Genomic DNA, 18,841 nt, shown 5'->3' on the forward strand with positions numbered 1-18,841 from the left:
GACATATATACACTATCTTTAACTCCGCATAATAATCTGAGAAGTATTGCTCATCCAGTTCTATATAAAACAAAAAAACTACGTGACGAAAATCCATTTCCAGATTTTCGTCACGTAGTTTTTTGCATCACCCTGTATGCCATAAAGTTGAAGAATAACATTTCCAAGTTCTTTATAACTTGAATCAATAGCTAGTACACTGAGCCTTACAAGTTATTTACTTATTTTTCCGAAAGTCAGACAGAACCTTTCGTACCGCTTCCGTTGATTTCGTCTCCATTAAGCTAATTCGCAGATCATTCGCACCAGGAAATCCTTTTACATATATTTTAAAGAAGCGGTGCAATCCAACAATCGAGCGCGGAACCAGTTCAGCAAACTCATCCTGTAAATCCAACTGCAACTCCAGTAAAGCCAGCAATTCCTCCGCCGTATGCTCTTTCTTCTCTTTTTCAAACGCAAACGGATTCTTAAAAATTCCTCGACCGATCATAATACCATCCACACCATATTTTTCGGCAAGTTCCAAACCTTTTTCACGATCTGGAATATCACCATTTATCGTAATAAGCGTTTTAGGTGCAACACGATCACGAATCGCCATAATCTGAGGAATCAGCTCCCAATGCGCATCAGCCTTACTCATCTCTTCCCGTGTCCGCAAATGGACAGATAAATTCGCGATATCTTGCTTCAGTAAATGCGTAATCCAGCCTTCCAGCTCCTCCAATTCCGCATAGCCAATACGCGTTTTCACACTAACTGGTATTCCCCCAGCCTTCGCCGCGTCAATCAATTCCGCCGCCACTTCCGGCCGCAAAATCAACCCACTCCCTTTTCCACGTCTCGCCACATTTGGAACCGGACAGCCCATATTAATGTCTATCCCTTTAAATCCCATCTCCGCCATACCAATACTCATCTCACGGAAAAATTCAGGCTTATCCCCCCAAATATGCGCCACAATCGGCTGCTCATCCTCCGTGAAAACCAACCGCCCGCGCACACTCTCAATACCATCTGGATGACAATAACTATCCGAATTCGTAAACTCAGTAAAAAAAACATCCGGCGCGCCAGCCTCTTTCACAACATGCCGAAAAACAACATCCGTCACATCTTCCATCGGTGCTAATACAAAAAAAGGCTTCGGCAACTCTGCCCAAAAATTAGTCGTCATGATTCAATCTCCATTTCACTAAACTCTGTTACTTTCATAAAAACATGGTCATTCTACTAATAATACTAGAAAAAATCAATAGCATCAATCATCAATTTCTCATTTCACGCAAAACTCATTCCTTATAATCATAGAAAAATGTAAAACCAATCGACTGCCCCAAACAAATCAACCTATCCAATTTCTCATTAGGTATAATAAAAAGATGATAACAATCACTATCCGTATCAAGCGTTACCAACGTGTAGCCTTCCATCAAAAAATACGCATTTATCTTATCCAGCGCCTCATCAGTAGCTTCTTCTCCCGTAAAAACAATTTTATCAAGATTAAGTGAATAACCCAAGCTATCAATCGCACTTTTAAGTTGCCACAAAATATCTTCAGTCTCCTCTTTCCAATCGATATATGCTCCAAATTGATGCGACGTTTCATAGCCAACAAACCAGTAAGCAGCAGTTAACAATCGCGCATTGTGATTATCTAATGAATCTTCCCACATTTCCAAACACCATTTTTCATACGTTTGCTGAAATTTTTCATAATCATTCGCCATTAAAGTAGCATCATCAACTAACCCCTTGTTGTCATTACTTAAAATCCTTGCAATTTCTATCAGCTTACTATAGTCAACTGCATCCGCATCACTCGCACCTACTGTTTTCTTCTGGAAAAAATCAAATATCCCCATAGTTATCCCCCCATCCAAATTCAAAATATAACTAGAAAAAGACCCCCATCCAAAAGATGAGAGCCTTGAAAAATTTGTCTTAACGTTTTGAGAACTGAGGTGCACGACGCGCGCCTTTAAGACCTGGTTTTTTACGTTCTTTCATACGTGGGTCACGAGTTAACAGACCTGCACGTTTTAATGGAGAACGGTAATCTGGTGCAACTTGTAGCAATGCACGTGAAATACCGTGACGGATTGCTCCAGCTTGACCAGTATAACCACCACCGTTTACGTTTACTAAAACATCATAGTTTCCTAGAGTTTCAGTTGCAACTAATGGTTGTTTAATAACTTCGCGAAGAGCCGCGAATGGAATGTAATCTTCCCAATCTCTACCGTTAATAATTACTTTGCCATCGCCTGGTACTAAACGTACACGAGCTACTGAGCTTTTACGACGACCTGTTCCATAATATTGTACTTGAGCCACTATATTTCCCTCCTCTTCTAATTATCCGCGTAATTGATACACTTCTGGTTTTTGTGCTGCATGTTCGTGCTCAGCGCCACCATAAACGTGTAATTTCTTGAAAATTTGACGTCCTAGAGAGTTCTTTGGAAGCATTCCTTTGATAGAAAGTTCTAGCAATCTCTCTGGATTATTCGTACGTAGGTCACCCGCTGTACGTGATTTCAAACCGCCTGGATATTGAGAGTGACGGTAGTAAATTTTGTCAGTTGCTTTCTTACCTGTTAGAGCAATTTTACCTGCATTAATAATAATTACGAAGTCCCCTGTATCAACATGAGGAGTAAATTGTGGTTTAATTTTACCACGTAAGATTGAAGCTACTTCACTAGATAAACGGCCAAGCGGAATACCTGTAGCATCAACAACATACCATTTACGTTCTACTTCGCCTGTTTTCGCCATATAAGTCGTACGCATAATTTTCCCTCCTAGATTTTAAGAAAAATGCGATCAGTAAACTGTTCCATAGCCCACGATCTGCTTTTCGATTTCATTTGTTAAAATTTCCATTGTTTTGTTCAACACAACAACCTTCCGGGGCTTATTGTGGGGCAAACAATACCATAGTCAATAATACAGCCTTTATCGTCAAAAGTCAATGCGATTGAAGAAAAAATTTCAAACTACTTTAAAGCCGTCTGTTTTCCGCAAAACTTATCAGCGCGCCGACAAATGCTCAGATACTAGGCAAAGGCGAGTACCAGCGCGGAATGTACGATTTGTACATGAGCACTGGAACGGAGTCTTTAACGACGTAGATGAGTGTTTGTCGGCGCGCTGATTTTACTTATAGTAGACTTCCCATAAGTATAATCCTTGTGGCGGCGCTGTTTTCGCACCTTGCGTCCGATCTCGCGCTTCCAAATTCGCTTTGACCTGCGCCACCGTCAACCGATCATTCCCGACATCAAGCAACGTCCCAACCAAAATCCGCACCATATTATACAAAAAGCCGTTTCCTTTAAAAGAAAAAACCAGCGTATCTTCCTCTTCGGTAATCTCAATCGCATAAATCGTCCGAACTTTATCCTCACGGCCAGATCCAGCGGCACAAAAACTCGTAAAATCATGCTCACCAGTCAAAACATCCGCCGCCTCACGCATCCGCGAAATATCTAATTTATAAGGAAAATGTAGCGTAAAATGCCTCGCAAACGGGTCAAAAAACTCCGAGCGCTGGACAAAATAGCGATATTCTTTTCCAATCGTCCCAAACCGCGCGTGAAAATCAGCGTCCACTTCCTCAACAGAGACAATACTAATATCATATGGCGTGAAAGTCTGCAACGCCTTCCGATATTTTGCCGGCGGAATCGCAAGTGGTGAGTCGAAATGAATCACCTGTCCTTTCGCATGAACCCCCGTATCCGTTCGTCCCGAGCCAACAATCTTCACCACGTCACCTTTATGCATCCGCAATAGCGCTTTTTCAATTTCCTCCTGCACCGTTCGCCCATTCGGCTGAATCTGATAACCGACAAAATTAGTCCCATCATATTGAATTACTGCCTTAAATCGCTTCATTTGTTACACCTCATCTTATGATCGCAGCCAAACCAACAATGCCGTTACAACCAACATCATTACTAGCAAAAATGTATCCGAAAACCGCCACGCAAGCAGTCTAAATTTCGTCCTGCCCTTACCACCACGATAACCACGCGCTTCCATCGCTATCGCCAAATCCTCCGCCCGTTTAAAAGCACTGATAAAAAGCGGCACGAGCAACGGCACAATCGCCTTCATCCGGTCTTTGATTGGACCACTTGAAAACTCCACACCGCGGGCCTTTTGCGCCTTCATAATTTTCTCGGTCTCATCCATTAGCGTCGGAATAAACCGAAGCGCAATACTCAACATCAGCGCCAACTCATGCACTGGAAAACGCACGAATCGTAGCAACGCCAACATACTCTCAATCCCGTCTGTCAGCTCAATAGGACTCGTCGTAAGCGTGAGCAACGTCGTCATAAATATAATCAACACAAACCGCGCAAAAATCATCGCCCCGTTCATCAATCCGAGACTCGTCACGTGAATCGGTCCCCACTCAAAATACGTCGTTCCACCTTGCGTAAAAAACACCTGCAACAACAACGTCAAAATAATCAGCCAAAACACCGGTTGCAGCCCTTTTATAAAGAACATAAACGGCACACGTGATGCAAATAGCAAACTCAGTACAAACACAAATAATAACGCATATGTAAGCCAATTATTCGCGAGAAACACGATGATAATAAAATACATCACGGCTGTAATTTTTGCACGAGGGTCTAGGCGATGCAGCCACGATTCACCGGGGATAAACCGACCGAGAATCATCTTCTCCATCATTGGCTCGCCACGCCCTTCCCAAGGTACGGCACCATTTCTCCCACCAATTCATCAATCGTCAAACACGTTTTCTCAAGCTTCACCGCAAATCGTTGCTCAAAATTCCGCTGAAAATGCACCACATCTGGAACCGAGAGCCCTAAATCCGTCAACGCATCCGGCTGACTAAAAATTTCCCGAGGTGTCGCCACTCGTTCCACCGTTCCACCTTTCATCAAAATCACTTTTTCCGCATAAGTCGCCGCATCTTCCATACTATGCGTCACAAGAACCGTCGTCAGCCCTTTCGTTCTGTGCAGCATCGCGAACATCTCCATAATCTCCTTACGCCCGTTCGGATCAAGCCCCGCTGTCGGTTCATCAAGCACCAAAACCCGCGGATCCATCGCCAAAACACCAGCAATCGCCACACGTCGCATCTGACCACCAGAAAGTTCAAACGGCGAACGCGTCAAAATTTCCTCCGTCAACCCGACCTCAACAATCACCTTCCGCGCCCGCGCCTTCGCATCCTCTTCCGACACACCGAAATTTAGCGGCCCAAAACAAATATCCTTTTCCACCGTCTCCTCAAATAACTGCGCCTCCGGAAACTGAAAAACAATCCCCACACGCTCCCGCAAATCACGCAACCCTTTTTGCTTCTCGCCAGCCTTAATAACCCGATCACCAAGCGTCACCGTGCCCTCTGTCGGCAATAACAATGCATTCAAATGCTGCAATAACGTCGATTTCCCAGAGCCCGTATGCCCAATAATCGCCGTATAACTCCCAGATTCAATCGTCACGTTGACATCCTGAAGCGCCCGCGTCTCAAAAGGAGAATTTTTCTGATAACAATAACCTACTTGTTCGAATGTAATTTCCATAATTGATCCATTAACGCCCCTTCCATCAAGCTTCGATCCGATAGCGCAATCCCTGACTGCTCTAATTTTTCCTGCAACGATGTGATAAAAGGTACACCAAGCCCGATTCGGCGCATTTCATCTGCCTGCGCAAAAACTTCTTTCGGCGTTCCCTCAAGGTGACGTTCCCCTTTATTCATCACGATAACCCGGTCCGCCATCACAACCTCATCCAAATCATGCGTAATCGAAATCACCGTAATCGCCTCGCGTTCCCGCATCACCCGAATCGTTTCCATCACCTCGGCACGACCACGCGGATCAAGCATCGACGTCGCCTCATCCAAAATAATCACGTCTGGCTGCAAAGCAAGAACCCCCGCAATCGCCACACGCTGCTTCTGACCACCCGAAAGACGAGATGGCTCATGTAACGCGTAACCTTGCATTCCGACCTCATCCAGCGCACTCTCCACGCGTTTCACCATCAATTCATGCGGTACACCATGGTTCTCAAGTCCAAATGCCACGTCATCCTGCACCGTTGCTCCAACAAACTGATTATCCGGATTTTGAAATACCATCCCAACTTGCTTCCGAATATCCCAAATCGTTTTTTCACCCAATTTGAAGTGTCCAATTTTGACCATACCCTCCGTCGGGAACAGCAAGCCGTTCAAGAGCTTTGCAATCGTCGACTTTCCAGACCCATTATGCCCAACCAGCGCCAACCACTCGCCCCTTTTCACCGTAAAAGAAACATCCTTCACCGCAAAATTATCTTCATCCTCATATTTATAACTAACGTGATCCAATTTCACAAAATCATCCGACATCACGCACACCTCACTCTCACACGATCCTATACCCTGCCTATTATAGTATAAAAAAACACCCCGCGCAAAGAAAGCTTTTTCTATCCGTACAATCACACAAACAAAATAAAAGTATTTTTCACGTTTTAGACTATTTAAGATTGGGATAAAAATACTCGTAAACCGTCATCAATCCCCATCTTTAAAATATATCTAACCCTTTAAGCAATCTAACCCAATAAAAACAAACAATTCGTCTCAAACTGTTCACAATATATCCATGTACTTCGTTTTAGAGAGATGCTATACTTTTATCAAAGTAATCAAATAAATTTTATTATTCATTGTTACTTCATGTACAACACTCTAAAAGAAAGGAGAAATTTTGATGCATCCCATGACGAAACACCATGTTATTTATGCAATGGATAAGAACGCCGAGCCCAGTATGACAGTTGATAATGGTTCAGTAGTAACCTTAGAAACATACGACTGCTTTGAAAACCAAATTATATCCGAACATCAGCCTTTCCATCAACTTGATTGGAACAAAGTGAATCCAGCAACCGGTCCGATTTTCATCAAGGACGCCGAACCTGGAGACATACTGGCTGTAACTATAGAGAAGATTCAATTAATAGGAAACACGACAATGTTAACGGGCCCAAATTTAGGAGTCCTTGGTGATGACCTAACAGAAAACACTATCCGCCAGTTTCCAATTGTAAATGACCAACTTATTTTTTCAAAAGAAATAAACGTTCCGATCAACAAAATGATAGGTGTTATCGGCACAGCACCCGCTGGAGAACCTATCTCATGTGGCATACCAGACGCGCACGGTGGCAATATGGACTGCAAAGAGATCACAGAAGGCGTAACACTATTCCTTCCCGTTAACGTCCCTGGCGCTCTACTCGCGCTTGGTGACGTCCACGCTGCAATGGCGGACGGAGAAGTATCTGTTTCCGGCGCCGAAATTGCCAGCCAAATCACGATGCGCCTCCAAGTAGTTAAAAATAAAAACTGGCCGACACCGAGTCTAATCAATGATGAAAAAATCATCACCATCGCATCCGCACCAACACTTGACGAGGCCAGCATAATCGCAACAAAGAACATGGTTCAACTTTTGACAGACGCAACAAAGGCAACACAAGTAGAAGCGATCATGTTACTTTCACTCGCAGGTGACCTTCGAATCTGCCAAGTTGTTGATCCAAACAAGACCGTACGCATGGAACTACCACTCCAATACTGGTCTGAAAACCCATTTCTATAAGAATATGACACAATCGGTGCAAAACAATCCGATTGTGTTTTTATTCATACTCAAATCCCTGCAACCGCTTTTCAAGAAACATCGACAACCTTTCTGCCTCAACAGTAACACGCCTCTTATCGCTCGCAGAAATTCGCCCGAAAGCATAACAAGTAAAGCGAATCGTCTCCCCTTTAATTATATATCTCCACGTCCCCCGAATTTTCCCATCAATCAGCAATACAGCCTCAACATGCCCCGCAGTCCGCCAAATCTCCTTCTCATATTTCGCATCCGCAAGCCACCCCTTATCAGCAAAACTAACAAAAAGCGGATCAAATTTCCCAAGCAATTTCACCTGTGGAATCACTTCCTGCTTACTTAAATCCAATTCACCCTGAGGATAATAATAAACCTTCCCATCAATATCAAAACGCGCTAATCCATCCTCAATCCTCCGAAAAGCCTTCAAAAATACATAATTCGGCAACCCACTCCAATGCTTAAAATCCGCCAAAGTAGCTGGACCATAGGAAGCTAAATACCGAGATAAAAACCTATCCATTGCATATTCATCCACATTATCCCGCCATGAATCCTGCGATATGCCATCCACCCATTTCCGATGTGCATAAAATCGCGTACTCGGCCTCTGTGGCACAGCATAAATCTGACCAAGCAAAGAAGCTTCAATCAACACACCACCCCAGGTCATTAATTTTTTAGCTTGATCTCCCATCAACTGAGCCAGTTCTTCTTTCGCTATAAACCGTTCCGCTCTTCCAAGCCTGTCGATTCTCATCAACAAATCGTCCAAATCGACACCTAAATCCTCACAATGCTTCCTCACCCACGTTCTTCTAGGCGAATAAATCTCGTGCAAGTTTTTCCAATCCTCTGGCACATACAAATGCACCGTAGTCCTTTGCCCCCAAAGCTTAATAATTTCATTCCGAGCATATACCTGGTCCAATATATCCCTTGTCAGCCCATCCACCCGATGAAATAAACTGATTTCACCAAACTGCTGATACTGCGCTTGAATCCCAATCAACTTTTCCGTACAACCTACCACCGATTCGAAAGAACTACCTAACCCCGAGTTAACAATCCGTATATTCCTCACCTGATCTAAATCCAAACCAACCATCCTCCATTTCTGAACATAAAAAATAGCCTACAAATCAATTACGATTTCATAGACTATCATACATCATTTGCCTGGCAACGATCTACTCTCACAGGGGGAAGCCCCCTACTACCATCGACGCTGAGAAACTTAACTTCCGTGTTCGGGATGGGAACGGGTGTGACCTTCTCGCAGTAACCACCAGACATTATTTATATCATATAAAGCTTCCAACCAGATTCGAACTGGTGACCTCTTCCTTACCATGGAAGTGCTCTACCTACTGAGCTATGGAAGCGCTAATATCGAGATACTTCTAACACACCTCAAAACTCTAGTTAAACAAAAATAAGGCTCCACAGGCAAGACTCGAACTTGCGACCGATCGGTTAACAGCCGATTGCTCTACCAACTGAGCTACTGTGGAATAATACATTGCCCGGCGACGACCTACTCTCACAGGGGGAAGCCCCCTACTACCATCGGCGCTGAAAAGCTTAACTTCCGTGTTCGGGATGGGAACGGGTGTGACCTCTTCGCCGTAACCACCAGACAATGTTTTGATAGAAAGAATTCTGTTCTCTCAAAACTAGATAAGAAAGTCGGTCTGTGCATGACCGTTCGGAGTCCGAGCCTCCATATTACGTTTGGTTAAGTCCTCGATCGATTAGTATTTGTCCGCTCCATATGTCGCCATACTTCCACTCCAAACCTATCTACCTGATCTTCTTTCAGGGATCTTACTTTCCGAAGAAATGGGAAATCTCATCTTGAGGGGGGCTTCACGCTTAGATGCTTTCAGCGTTTATCCCTGCCACACATAGCTACCCAGCGATGCTCCTGGCGGAACAACTGGTACACCAGCGGTGTGTCCATCCCGGTCCTCTCGTACTAAGGACAGCTCCTCTCAAATTTCCTGCGCCCGCGACGGATAGGGACCGAACTGTCTCACGACGTTCTGAACCCAGCTCGCGTGCCGCTTTAATGGGCGAACAGCCCAACCCTTGGGACCGACTACAGCCCCAGGATGCGACGAGCCGACATCGAGGTGCCAAACCTCCCCGTCGATGTGGACTCTTGGGGGAGATAAGCCTGTTATCCCCGGGGTAGCTTTTATCCGTTGAGCGATGGCCCTTCCATGCGGAACCACCGGATCACTAAGCCCGACTTTCGTCCCTGCTCGACTTGTCAGTCTCGCAGTCAAGCTCCCTTGTGCCTTTACACTCTGCGAATGATTTCCATCCATTCTGAGGGAACCTTTGGGCGCCTCCGTTACTCTTTAGGAGGCGACCGCCCCAGTCAAACTGCCCACCTGACACTGTCTCCCCACGCGCTAAGCGTGGTGGGTTAGAATGGTCATACAGCCAGGGTAGTATCCCACCATTGCCTCCTCGTAAGCTAGCGCTCACGTCTCTTCGGCTCCTACCTATCCTGTACAAGCGGTACAAACATTCCATATCAGGTTGCAGTAAAGCTCCACGGGGTCTTTCCGTCCTGTCGCGGGTAACCTGCATCTTCACAGGTACTATAATTTCACCGAGTCTCTCGTTGAGACAGTGCCCAGATCGTTGCGCCTTTCGTGCGGGTCGGAACTTACCCGACAAGGAATTTCGCTACCTTAGGACCGTTATAGTTACGGCCGCCGTTTACTGGGGCTTCAATTCGTACCTTCGCTTGCGCTAAGCACTCCTCTTAACCTTCCAGCACCGGGCAGGCGTCAGCCCCTATACGTCACCTTACGGTTTTGCAGAGACCTGTGTTTTTGCTAAACAGTCGCCTGGGCCTATTCACTGCGGCTCTCTCGGGCTTTCACCCTAATAGAGCACCCCTTCTCCCGAAGTTACGGGGTCATTTTGCCGAGTTCCTTAACGAGAGTTCTCTCGCTCACCTTAGGATTCTCTCCTCATCTACCTGTGTCGGTTTGCGGTACGGGCAGTACTATTCTAACTAGAGGCTTTTCTTGACAGCGTGAAATCAGGAACTTCCGTACTTAATTTCCTTCCCCATCACAGCTCATGCTTCGCGAGAAGCGGATTTGCCTACTTCTCACACTCACTGCTTGGACGCACATTTCCATCCGTGCGATTCCCTATCCTTCTGTGTCACCCCATTGCTCAAACAAACAGCACTGGTACAGGAATATCTACCTGTTGTCCATCGCCTACGCCTATCGGCCTCAGCTTAGGTCCCGACTAACCCTGAGCGGACGAGCCTTCCTCAGGAAACCTTAGATATTCGGTGGACGGGATTCTCACCCGTCTTTCGCTACTCATACCGGCATTCTCACTTCTAAGCGCTCCACCAGTCCTTCCGGTCTGACTTCACCGCCCTTAGAACGCTCTCCTACCACGAACATCCAAAGATGTTCATCCACAGTTTCGGTAATATGTTTAGCCCCGGTACATTTTCGGCGCGGGGTCACTCGACCAGTGAGCTATTACGCACTCTTTCAATGGTGGCTGCTTCTAAGCCAACATCCTGGTTGTCTATGCAACCCCACATCCTTTTCCACTTAACATATATTTTGGGACCTTAACTGGTGGTCTGGGCTGTTTCCCTTTCGACTACGGATCTTATCACTCGCAGTCTGACTCCCGAGTATAAGTACATGGCATTCGGAGTTTATCTGAATTCGGTAACCCGAGAAGGGCCCCTAGTCCAAACAGTGCTCTACCTCCACGACTCTTTACCTCGAGGCTAGCCCTAAAGCTATTTCGGAGAGAACCAGCTATCTCCAGGTTCGATTGGAATTTCTCCGCTACCCACACCTCATCCCCGCACTTTTCAACGTGCGTGGGTTCGGACCTCCAGTGAGTATTACCTCACCTTCATCCTGGACATGGGTAGATCACCTGGTTTCGGGTCTACGACCTGTTACTCATGCGCCCTATTCAGACTCGCTTTCGCTACGGCTCCGCTTTTTCCGCTTAACCTTGCAACAAATCGTAACTCGCCGGTTCATTCTACAAAAGGCACGCTATCACCCATTAACGGGCTCTAACTACTTGTAGGCACACGGTTTCAGGAACTGTTTCACTCCCCTTCCGGGGTGCTTTTCACCTTTCCCTCACGGTACTGGTTCACTATCGGTCACTAGGGAGTATTTAGCCTTGGGAGATGGTCCTCCCGGATTCCGACGGAATTTCACGTGTTCCGCCGTACTCAGGATCCACTCTGGAGGGAAAATGATTTCAATTACAGGGCTGTTACCTTCTTTGGCGGGCCTTTCCAGACCACTTCGTTTACCACTTTCTTTTGTAACTCCGTATAGAGTGTCCTACAACCCCAAGAAGCAAGCTTCTTGGTTTGGGCTCTTTCCGTTTCGCTCGCCGCTACTCAGGAAATCGATTTTTCTTTCTCTTCCTCCAGGTACTTAGATGTTTCAGTTCCCTGGGTCTGCCTTCCTTACGCTATGTATTCACGTAAGGATACTATCCGACTAAAGATAGTGGGTTCCCCCATTCGGAAATCTCTGGATCAACGCTTACGTACAGCTCCCCAAAGCATATCGGTGTTAGTCCCGTCCTTCTTCGGCTCCTAGTGCCAAGGCATCCACCGTGCGCCCTTTCTAACTTAACCATGTGGGTCGTTGTTCTTTCGAACTCGCCACGGGTATGTTCCTAACGTCTACGAGCCAGCGATGGCCGTATCGGTTAGTTGAAAGGTTACTTTCAGTTGATTCTCGGTTCTTACTTGGTTGGTACAAGTCAAAGACTTATACCGCACTTTACTAACTTTCTTATCTAGTTTTCAAAGAACAACTTTCCTTTGGTGGAGCCTAGCGGGATCGAACCGCTGACCTCCTGCGTGCAAAGCAGGCGCTCTCCCAGCTGAGCTAAGGCCCCTTCATAATATAAGGGATATATTGCGCTATTAGTGGACTCTTTCTTTTTGAAGAGAAAGTGGGCCTAAATGGACTCGAACCATCGACCTCACGCTTATCAGGCGTGCGCTCTAACCAGCTGAGCTATAGGCCCGTCAATAAAAAGCGCCTCTTTCTTTAGTAAGAAAAAAGTGCTTACCACTAACAATAAGAGATAAATCTCTCAAAACTGAACAAAACAGAAGATAAAACAAAAGCAGGTTTCCTTTTCCTTAGAAAGGAGGTGATCCAGCCGCACCTTCCGATACGGCTACCTTGTTACGACTTCACCCCAATTATCTGTCCCACCTTCGGCGGCTGGCTCCATAAAGGTTACCCTACCGACTTCGGGTGTTACAAACTCTCGTGGTGTGACGGGCGGTGTGTACAAGGCCCGGGAACGTATTCACCGTGGCATGCTGATCCACGATTACTAGTGATTCCGGCTTCATGTAGGCGAGTTGCAGCCTACAATCCGAACTGAGAATAATTTTATGGGATTAGCTCGACCTCGCGGTTTGGCAACCCTTTGTATTATCCATTGTAGCACGTGTGTAGCCCAGGTCATAAGGGGCATGATGATTTGACGTCATCCCCACCTTCCTCCGGCTTGCACCGGCAGTCACTTTAGAGTGCCCAACTAAATGCTGGCAACTAAAATTAAGGGTTGCGCTCGTTGCGGGACTTAACCCAACATCTCACGACACGAGCTGACGACAACCATGCACCACCTGTCACTTTGTCCCCGAAGGGAAAGTTCTGTCTCCAGAATGGTCAAAGGATGTCAAGACCTGGTAAGGTTCTTCGCGTTGCTTCGAATTAAACCACATGCTCCACCACTTGTGCGGGCCCCCGTCAATTCCTTTGAGTTTCAACCTTGCGGTCGTACTCCCCAGGCGGAGTGCTTAATGCGTTAGCTGCAGCACTAAGGGGCGGAAACCCCCTAACACTTAGCACTCATCGTTTACGGCGTGGACTACCAGGGTATCTAATCCTGTTTGCTCCCCACGCTTTCGAGCCTCAGCGTCAATTACAGGCCAGTAAGCCGCCTTCGCCACTGGTGTTCCTCCACATATCTACGCATTTCACCGCTACACGTGGAATTCCACTTACCTCTCCTGCATTCAAGTCTCTCAGTTTCCAATGACCCTCCCCGGTTGAGCCGGGGGCTTTCACATCAGACTTAAGAAACCGCCTGCGCTCGCTTTACGCCCAATAAATCCGGACAACGCTTGCCACCTACGTATTACCGCGGCTGCTGGCACGTAGTTAGCCGTGGCTTTCTGGTTAGATACCGTCAAGGGACAAGCAGTTACTCTTATCCTTGTTCTTCTCTAACAACAGTGCTTTACGATCCGAAAACCTTCTTCACACACGCGGCGTTGCTCCGTCAGACTTTCGTCCATTGCGGAAGATTCCCTACTGCTGCCTCCCGTAGGAGTCTGGGCCGTGTCTCAGTCCCAGTGTGGCCGATCACCCTCTCAGGTCGGCTATGCATCGTTGCCTTGGTAGGCCATTACCCTACCAACTAGCTAATGCACCGCGGGCCCATCTGTAAGCGATAGCCGAAACCATCTTTCAAACAGGCGTCATGCGACGCTTGTTATCATTCGGTATTAGCCCCGGTTTCCCGGAGTTATCCCCAACTTACAGGCAGGTTGCCCACGTGTTACTCACCCGTCCGCCACTAACGTCGGAAAGAGCAAGCTCTTTCTTCGGTTCGTTCGACTTGCATGTATTAGGCACGCCGCCAGCGTTCGTCCTGAGCCAGGATCAAACTCTCTTTAAAATTAAAGATGAATCTGAATACTTATTCAACACCGTGAATAAGATCCTTGCGTCAAATTGACTTCGCTAGCAAATTACTTTACTAGTATTACTTTTGGAAATAGCTTTCTATTTCCGCCCTGCGATTCTTACCTAGAAACATTGCTGTCTCTATTGGTTTTATCTTTGTTTCTGTTCAGTTTTCAAAGGTCAATCTCTCATTCGCTTTTGCGTTATGTGCATCAGCAACGTTTATAAATATACCAACTATTTATCCATTCGTCAATAGTTTTTTGCATATTTCTTTTATAAATAGTCATTTATTTTTTCAGCAAGCTTTAAAAAGCGTTCTCCTTGTGCTGTATCTGCTTCATAAATCGCTGATAGATAGCCATTATCGTTCTGTTTTGGCTGCTCTATAGGAAATACACTTAATAAGTTTGTTTTTAACTCTTTCGCAACTTTTTCTCCGCCTCCCTCTCCAAATAAATAAATCTTTTCACCGTTTTCTATTTGAAAATAGGATAAGTTCTCAACAACACCGAGAATATGATGTTCATTTTTTTGGGCCATTATTCCAGCTCGTGCTGCTACTGTCGCGGCAACTTGATGTGGCGTTGTGACAATAAGTTCATTGCATGTCGGTAATAATGTATGGATATCTAGTGCAATATCTCCTGTACCAGGTGGTAAATCGATAATTAGATAGTCTGGGGCATTCCAATCTACTTCTTCTAAGAACATCTTAATCATTTTCCCAAGCATCGGCCCACGCCAAATCACCGGTTCACCTTCTTCAACAAATGAATCCATAGAAATTAGCTGTACTCCATATGTCGTTACTGGAATGATTTTGTTGTCTACAGTTTTTGGACTGTCCTTTGTTCCAAGTAAAATGGGCAAACTAAAACCATATATGTCTGCATCTAGTAAGCCGACTTTCTTCCCAGTGCGCTTCAACGCTACCGCAAGATTCGCTGCTATAGTAGACTTTCCTACTCCGCCTTTACCGCTCGCAATTGCAATAAATTGTGTTTTACTTTCAGTGGATAAAATATTGTTTTTTGCCGCGAGTAAGCTTTCTACCTTGGTAATAGGGAGATATTCTAAATCTAAACTAATATCTTCACATCCAAATTCACCTAAAAGTTCACTTATATTTGTTGTGAATTGTTCTGTATGTATTTCTGGATCAGCTAGCGCTATTTGTAACTCTACGCTATTACCCGTGACATTAACTTCTATGATGCCACTTGTCTCTTGCAACGAGAATTCCAGCACTGGATCAATTACGCGTTGTAAAAGTTTCGTGATTTGTTGTTCATTCAGCATAAAAAAATTCCCCCTATAAACATGTCCCGCTAAAAATATAAGCGCTTTCTTAATTATATCATGCTTTATGCTATTTTTGCTAAATATCTGCCCAAAAGGGAAATAGAGCTCTCTCTGTTACGAAATGAGATAGCTTATTTCACTTCCCCTCTGGTTACTTTATTATTTCTGTAAGCGTCTGAATTAAAAACGGAGGAAAATGTTTGCTTACTTCTTGATGAATTTTATAATGGCATATATCAAGGGAAATTTTGTATTTCGCCTCGGTTAAATCCTCTATCAGAAACGTTATGTGCTCCTCATAGGTATGCTCTTGATCTGAATAATGTATATATACTTTAGGTACATCTTCTTTCATTAACTGAATTTGTGTTGGTAAAAGGTTATTGAGGTAATCAATACTAGCCTCGTCTGCGTTCCCCATGATAGCTGACAGAACTGGTGCTTTTTCTGGAATGTCACTTAGATAATTGCCCAGTTTATATTGAGGAGCCCCACTAATAATGACATCTGCTTTCATTTTAATACCAAAATAAAGACTTGCGAATCCACCTTTACTAGTGCCCACAAAAATCATTTTTTCAGATTTTAACTTTCCTTGAACCTCATTAATGATAGATTCTACCGCCGTACTTAACTTAAAATCTCCCTTCTCCGCTAAATAATAGGCACCTCTTTGTTCGAATCCAAAGTTATCTAGAATGAACAATTTGTGGGCATCTATATCTTTTAATGTTCTCAAATAATTATACGTTGCTTTCATACCTGTTCTTGGAAATGCGCTGAAAATAACGATTAGTGGTGCATCCTCTCGATTACTTTTCTCTAATATATAGTTTAGTTTTTGCTTATTTGGTGCTTTATATACGCGACTTCTCAGTTTAAAATAGATTTTAGCCATTAGCTTTTTCATTAGTTACACTCCGTTTAGTTAGTTATTTTACGTTTTATTTTCTCCAAGGATCTACGTTTTCGTTTGGATGCTTCTCACGCTGCAACAAACAAACTACCGCTAAGCCAAGTCCTAGAGCGATCCAAATAACGCGCATCTCAAAAATACTGCTACTACCAACGGAAACAGCTATAAATCCAAGAATTACAGTAGCTGGAATGGCTCCTTTTAAAGTGTTGTTTGTGATATACATCGTTATAGCTTGATAAATAAAATAGATAAAAAATATTAAAATAGGGATAAAACCTATAAAACCTATGTCAGAAATAATACTAAGCCAAAAATTATGCGCGGCCATCGTTTGCGAGCCAGAGAGGTCTATATTTGAACTTCCGTATAATGCTTCGAAAACAAAACGTGGTGTGTTACCGACACCAACACCTAAAAAATGGTGATCTTTACACAATTGGATAACGTACTTATACATAAAAACCCTCTCCTGTGTTGAATCACCTTTCCCTGTGAAAGAGTCCACCAGTTGTGCAGTAAGTCCAGAACTAGCTACACTAGAATAAATGACTTTAGCACACAGTGCGACCGCCCCACCAAATATGGTTAAAATGAATGTCTGTATCCGTAGTACCTTAAAGAGAACCAACGCTACAACGGATACAAGTCCTAAAAATCCTGTTCTCGAATGCGATTCAATGACTAGATAAGTGACGATCGCAAGTAAGCATAGCCAGATAGCGATGTTTATTTTCTTTTTGGAGGATAATAACACGAGTGATACCAGTCCGAAATAAATCACAAGGTAAGAAGCGTAATCATTCGTATTTACTAACCAGCCAGTTGGTCTTGGATCGGCATAACCTAGCAAATTTCCTGCTGAGAATCGCAAGTGTTCTCCTGACAGCACTTCATATAAACCAATTCCAATTGAAATCGTGTAGTTAGCTGTTATCCATAAAAGAACTTGCCGCATCTTTTTCCATGAACTAATATAATAAACACACATAAAGACCAGATAACAGGCTTCAAATTGAAAGTAGATAGCGTTTAAACTAAGCGCTACATCCGTTGTCCAAATAAGCGTGATAACAGAATAGAAAATCCAAACTACCATACATATCAACGGAACTTTAAGCACTTTTATAGTGGAGAAATCCTTCTTGCTAAATAAAAAGAAGACGAAGTGGATGGCAATTAGTATTCTAAATAAAAACAGACTTGGCATCTGTGGTAAGGAGGCATATGCACCCCAAAAACCAGCCATTAGGATTGCTACAAACAGCCCGTACATCCACTTGTTCGTGTTGATTTTGTTAACGTATAGTACACCAATAACTATCACAGGAATGGCAAGTAACCAAGGAAATATAGGAGATAGTATGCTCAACAAAGCCATTGCAGCTATTACAATACCTCGAAATGTGATTGAATTTAGGGGCATTTTTTCCATCAATACTTTCATATATCATATACACTACTTCCTGAATTGTTTTGTTTAATAATAGTTATACGATGCCATTTGTTTGTTGTTATAGCGCTTATTATTTAGAACTGCGCCGAGGATATTGGCATCTACTTGGTCCAATAACGATTTAGACTTCATCACATCTTCTTCACTTGTAGTTTGGCTATTAATTAAGAGAATTACGCCATCACTTTCAGCCGCTACAACACGTGCGTCTGTAAATAGATTGATTGGTGGACAGTCTAACAGGATAACATCATACTTTTCCTTTAATGATACTAATAGTTCTTTAAACTCGTCCGAACGCAATAGTTCTAAAGGATTTGGAGGTAATGTACCAATCGGTAAGAATGAAAGATAGTCATTTTCTAAAGGAATAACCGCTTCTTCAAAGCTCACCATACCCACTAATATATTAGATAATCCTGGCATTAATTTAGTTTTGAATTGTTTTGATATTTTGGGATTATAGAAATCAACATCAATTAATAACGTTCGTTGCTTGTATAAGGCTGATGTATTTGCATAGTTTGTAATAAAGAAAGATTTGCCTTCTCCTTTATTAGAGGAAGTTACTGAAATTACTTTTATCGTTCCAGCTTTTCTTTCCATAAACTGAATATTTGTTTGGATCGAACTAAATTTTTCGTAAGCCACTGAATTTTTTTGCATAGTCATCTCGTTACTATCCGTTATAATAGTAGTTTTTTCTTTTCTTTTACTAAACATTTCTGTT

At 44.0% G+C, this 18,841-nt stretch carries 14 protein-coding genes, 4 tRNA genes and 4 rRNA genes; 1 reads left to right on the forward strand and 21 read right to left on the reverse strand.

What is annotated here, in order from left to right:
• Positions 1–217: 217 nt before the first annotated feature.
• From UE46_RS13975 to UE46_RS14010, 8 genes are all read right to left on the reverse strand, one after another.
• On the reverse strand, positions 218–1,180 hold the full coding sequence (locus UE46_RS13975; protein WP_118907721.1) for a tRNA dihydrouridine synthase: 963 nt from the start codon (positions 1,178–1,180) through the stop codon (positions 218–220).
• Between the two features lie 115 nt (positions 1,181–1,295).
• Positions 1,296–1,871 (reverse strand): DUF6630 family protein, encoded by a 576-nt coding sequence (locus UE46_RS13980; RefSeq protein WP_051492844.1) that lies wholly within the window; start codon positions 1,869–1,871, stop codon positions 1,296–1,298.
• Positions 1,872–1,950: 79 nt separating this feature from the next.
• Complete coding sequence (rpsI, locus tag UE46_RS13985) at positions 1,951–2,343, reverse strand: 30S ribosomal protein S9 (protein ID WP_036059869.1); 393 nt, start codon at positions 2,341–2,343, stop codon at positions 1,951–1,953.
• Between the two features lie 21 nt (positions 2,344–2,364).
• Complete coding sequence (gene rplM / locus UE46_RS13990) at positions 2,365–2,802, reverse strand: 50S ribosomal protein L13 (protein ID WP_036059868.1); 438 nt, start codon at positions 2,800–2,802, stop codon at positions 2,365–2,367.
• A gap of 366 nt (positions 2,803–3,168) precedes the next feature.
• On the reverse strand, positions 3,169–3,909 hold the full coding sequence (truA, locus tag UE46_RS13995; protein ID WP_118907722.1) for a tRNA pseudouridine(38-40) synthase TruA: 741 nt from the start codon (positions 3,907–3,909) through the stop codon (positions 3,169–3,171).
• A 15-nt stretch (positions 3,910–3,924) separates the two neighbouring features.
• Positions 3,925–4,722 (reverse strand): energy-coupling factor transporter transmembrane component T family protein, encoded by a 798-nt coding sequence (locus tag UE46_RS14000; protein WP_036059866.1) that lies wholly within the window; start codon positions 4,720–4,722, stop codon positions 3,925–3,927.
• Positions 4,719–5,591, reverse strand: coding sequence for an energy-coupling factor ABC transporter ATP-binding protein (locus UE46_RS14005; protein ID WP_036059863.1), 873 nt, complete (start codon positions 5,589–5,591; stop codon positions 4,719–4,721). Before UE46_RS14005 ends, UE46_RS14000 begins: the two co-directional genes overlap by 4 nt.
• Positions 5,567–6,406 (reverse strand): energy-coupling factor ABC transporter ATP-binding protein, encoded by an 840-nt coding sequence (locus UE46_RS14010; protein ID WP_036059862.1) that lies wholly within the window; start codon positions 6,404–6,406, stop codon positions 5,567–5,569. The genes UE46_RS14005 and UE46_RS14010 overlap by 25 nt, the downstream gene beginning before the upstream one ends.
• Before the next feature lie 367 nt (positions 6,407–6,773).
• Between UE46_RS14010 and UE46_RS14015 the strand changes: the two genes are divergently transcribed.
• On the forward strand, positions 6,774–7,667 hold the full coding sequence (locus UE46_RS14015) for an acetamidase/formamidase family protein (RefSeq protein WP_036059860.1): 894 nt from the start codon (positions 6,774–6,776) through the stop codon (positions 7,665–7,667).
• A 40-nt stretch (positions 7,668–7,707) separates the two neighbouring features.
• Here UE46_RS14015 and UE46_RS14020 read toward each other — a convergent pair whose 3' ends face one another.
• The 13 genes from UE46_RS14020 to UE46_RS14080 all read right to left on the reverse strand — a co-directional run bounded on the left by UE46_RS14020 (position 7,708) and on the right by UE46_RS14080 (position 18,834).
• Positions 7,708–8,787 carry a winged helix DNA-binding domain-containing protein gene (locus UE46_RS14020; protein WP_159103089.1) on the reverse strand — a complete coding sequence of 360 codons (1,080 nt, stop codon included), beginning with the start codon at positions 8,785–8,787 and terminating at the stop codon, positions 7,708–7,710.
• A 78-nt stretch (positions 8,788–8,865) separates the two neighbouring features.
• Positions 8,866–8,981, reverse strand: a 5S ribosomal RNA gene (gene rrf / locus UE46_RS14025).
• A 19-nt stretch (positions 8,982–9,000) separates the two neighbouring features.
• A tRNA-Thr gene (locus UE46_RS14030) sits at positions 9,001–9,073 on the reverse strand.
• 56 nt (positions 9,074–9,129) lie between these two features.
• Positions 9,130–9,202: transfer RNA gene (locus UE46_RS14035), tRNA-Asn, on the reverse strand.
• A gap of 10 nt (positions 9,203–9,212) precedes the next feature.
• Positions 9,213–9,328: ribosomal RNA gene (rrf, locus tag UE46_RS14040) — 5S ribosomal RNA — on the reverse strand.
• A gap of 94 nt (positions 9,329–9,422) precedes the next feature.
• Positions 9,423–12,354: ribosomal RNA gene (locus UE46_RS14045) — 23S ribosomal RNA — on the reverse strand.
• A gap of 190 nt (positions 12,355–12,544) precedes the next feature.
• A tRNA-Ala gene (locus UE46_RS14050) sits at positions 12,545–12,620 on the reverse strand.
• A 58-nt stretch (positions 12,621–12,678) separates the two neighbouring features.
• Positions 12,679–12,752: transfer RNA gene (locus UE46_RS14055), tRNA-Ile, on the reverse strand.
• A gap of 122 nt (positions 12,753–12,874) precedes the next feature.
• A 16S ribosomal RNA gene (locus UE46_RS14060) occupies positions 12,875–14,426 on the reverse strand.
• Together the 16S, 23S and 5S rRNA genes with 4 tRNA genes alongside form the textbook arrangement of a ribosomal RNA operon.
• Positions 14,427–14,710: 284 nt before the next feature.
• A complete protein-coding gene (locus UE46_RS14065) occupies positions 14,711–15,736 on the reverse strand; it encodes an Mrp/NBP35 family ATP-binding protein (protein ID WP_036061208.1) in 1,026 nt (341 codons plus the stop codon).
• Between the two features lie 154 nt (positions 15,737–15,890).
• Positions 15,891–16,649, reverse strand: a complete 759-nt coding sequence (locus UE46_RS14070; protein WP_036061207.1) for an accessory Sec system protein Asp2 — start codon at positions 16,647–16,649, stop codon at positions 15,891–15,893.
• 34 nt (positions 16,650–16,683) lie between these two features.
• Complete coding sequence (locus UE46_RS14075) at positions 16,684–18,102, reverse strand: O-antigen ligase family protein (protein ID WP_036061206.1); 1,419 nt, start codon at positions 18,100–18,102, stop codon at positions 16,684–16,686.
• A 33-nt stretch (positions 18,103–18,135) separates the two neighbouring features.
• On the reverse strand, positions 18,136–18,834 hold the full coding sequence (locus UE46_RS14080) for a CpsD/CapB family tyrosine-protein kinase (protein ID WP_051492949.1): 699 nt from the start codon (positions 18,832–18,834) through the stop codon (positions 18,136–18,138).
• Between the last annotated feature and the right edge of the window lie 7 nt (positions 18,835–18,841).

Source organism: Listeria weihenstephanensis (assembly GCF_003534205.1).
In the GTDB taxonomy this organism is placed as follows: Bacteria; Bacillota; Bacilli; order Lactobacillales; family Listeriaceae; genus Listeria_A; species Listeria_A weihenstephanensis.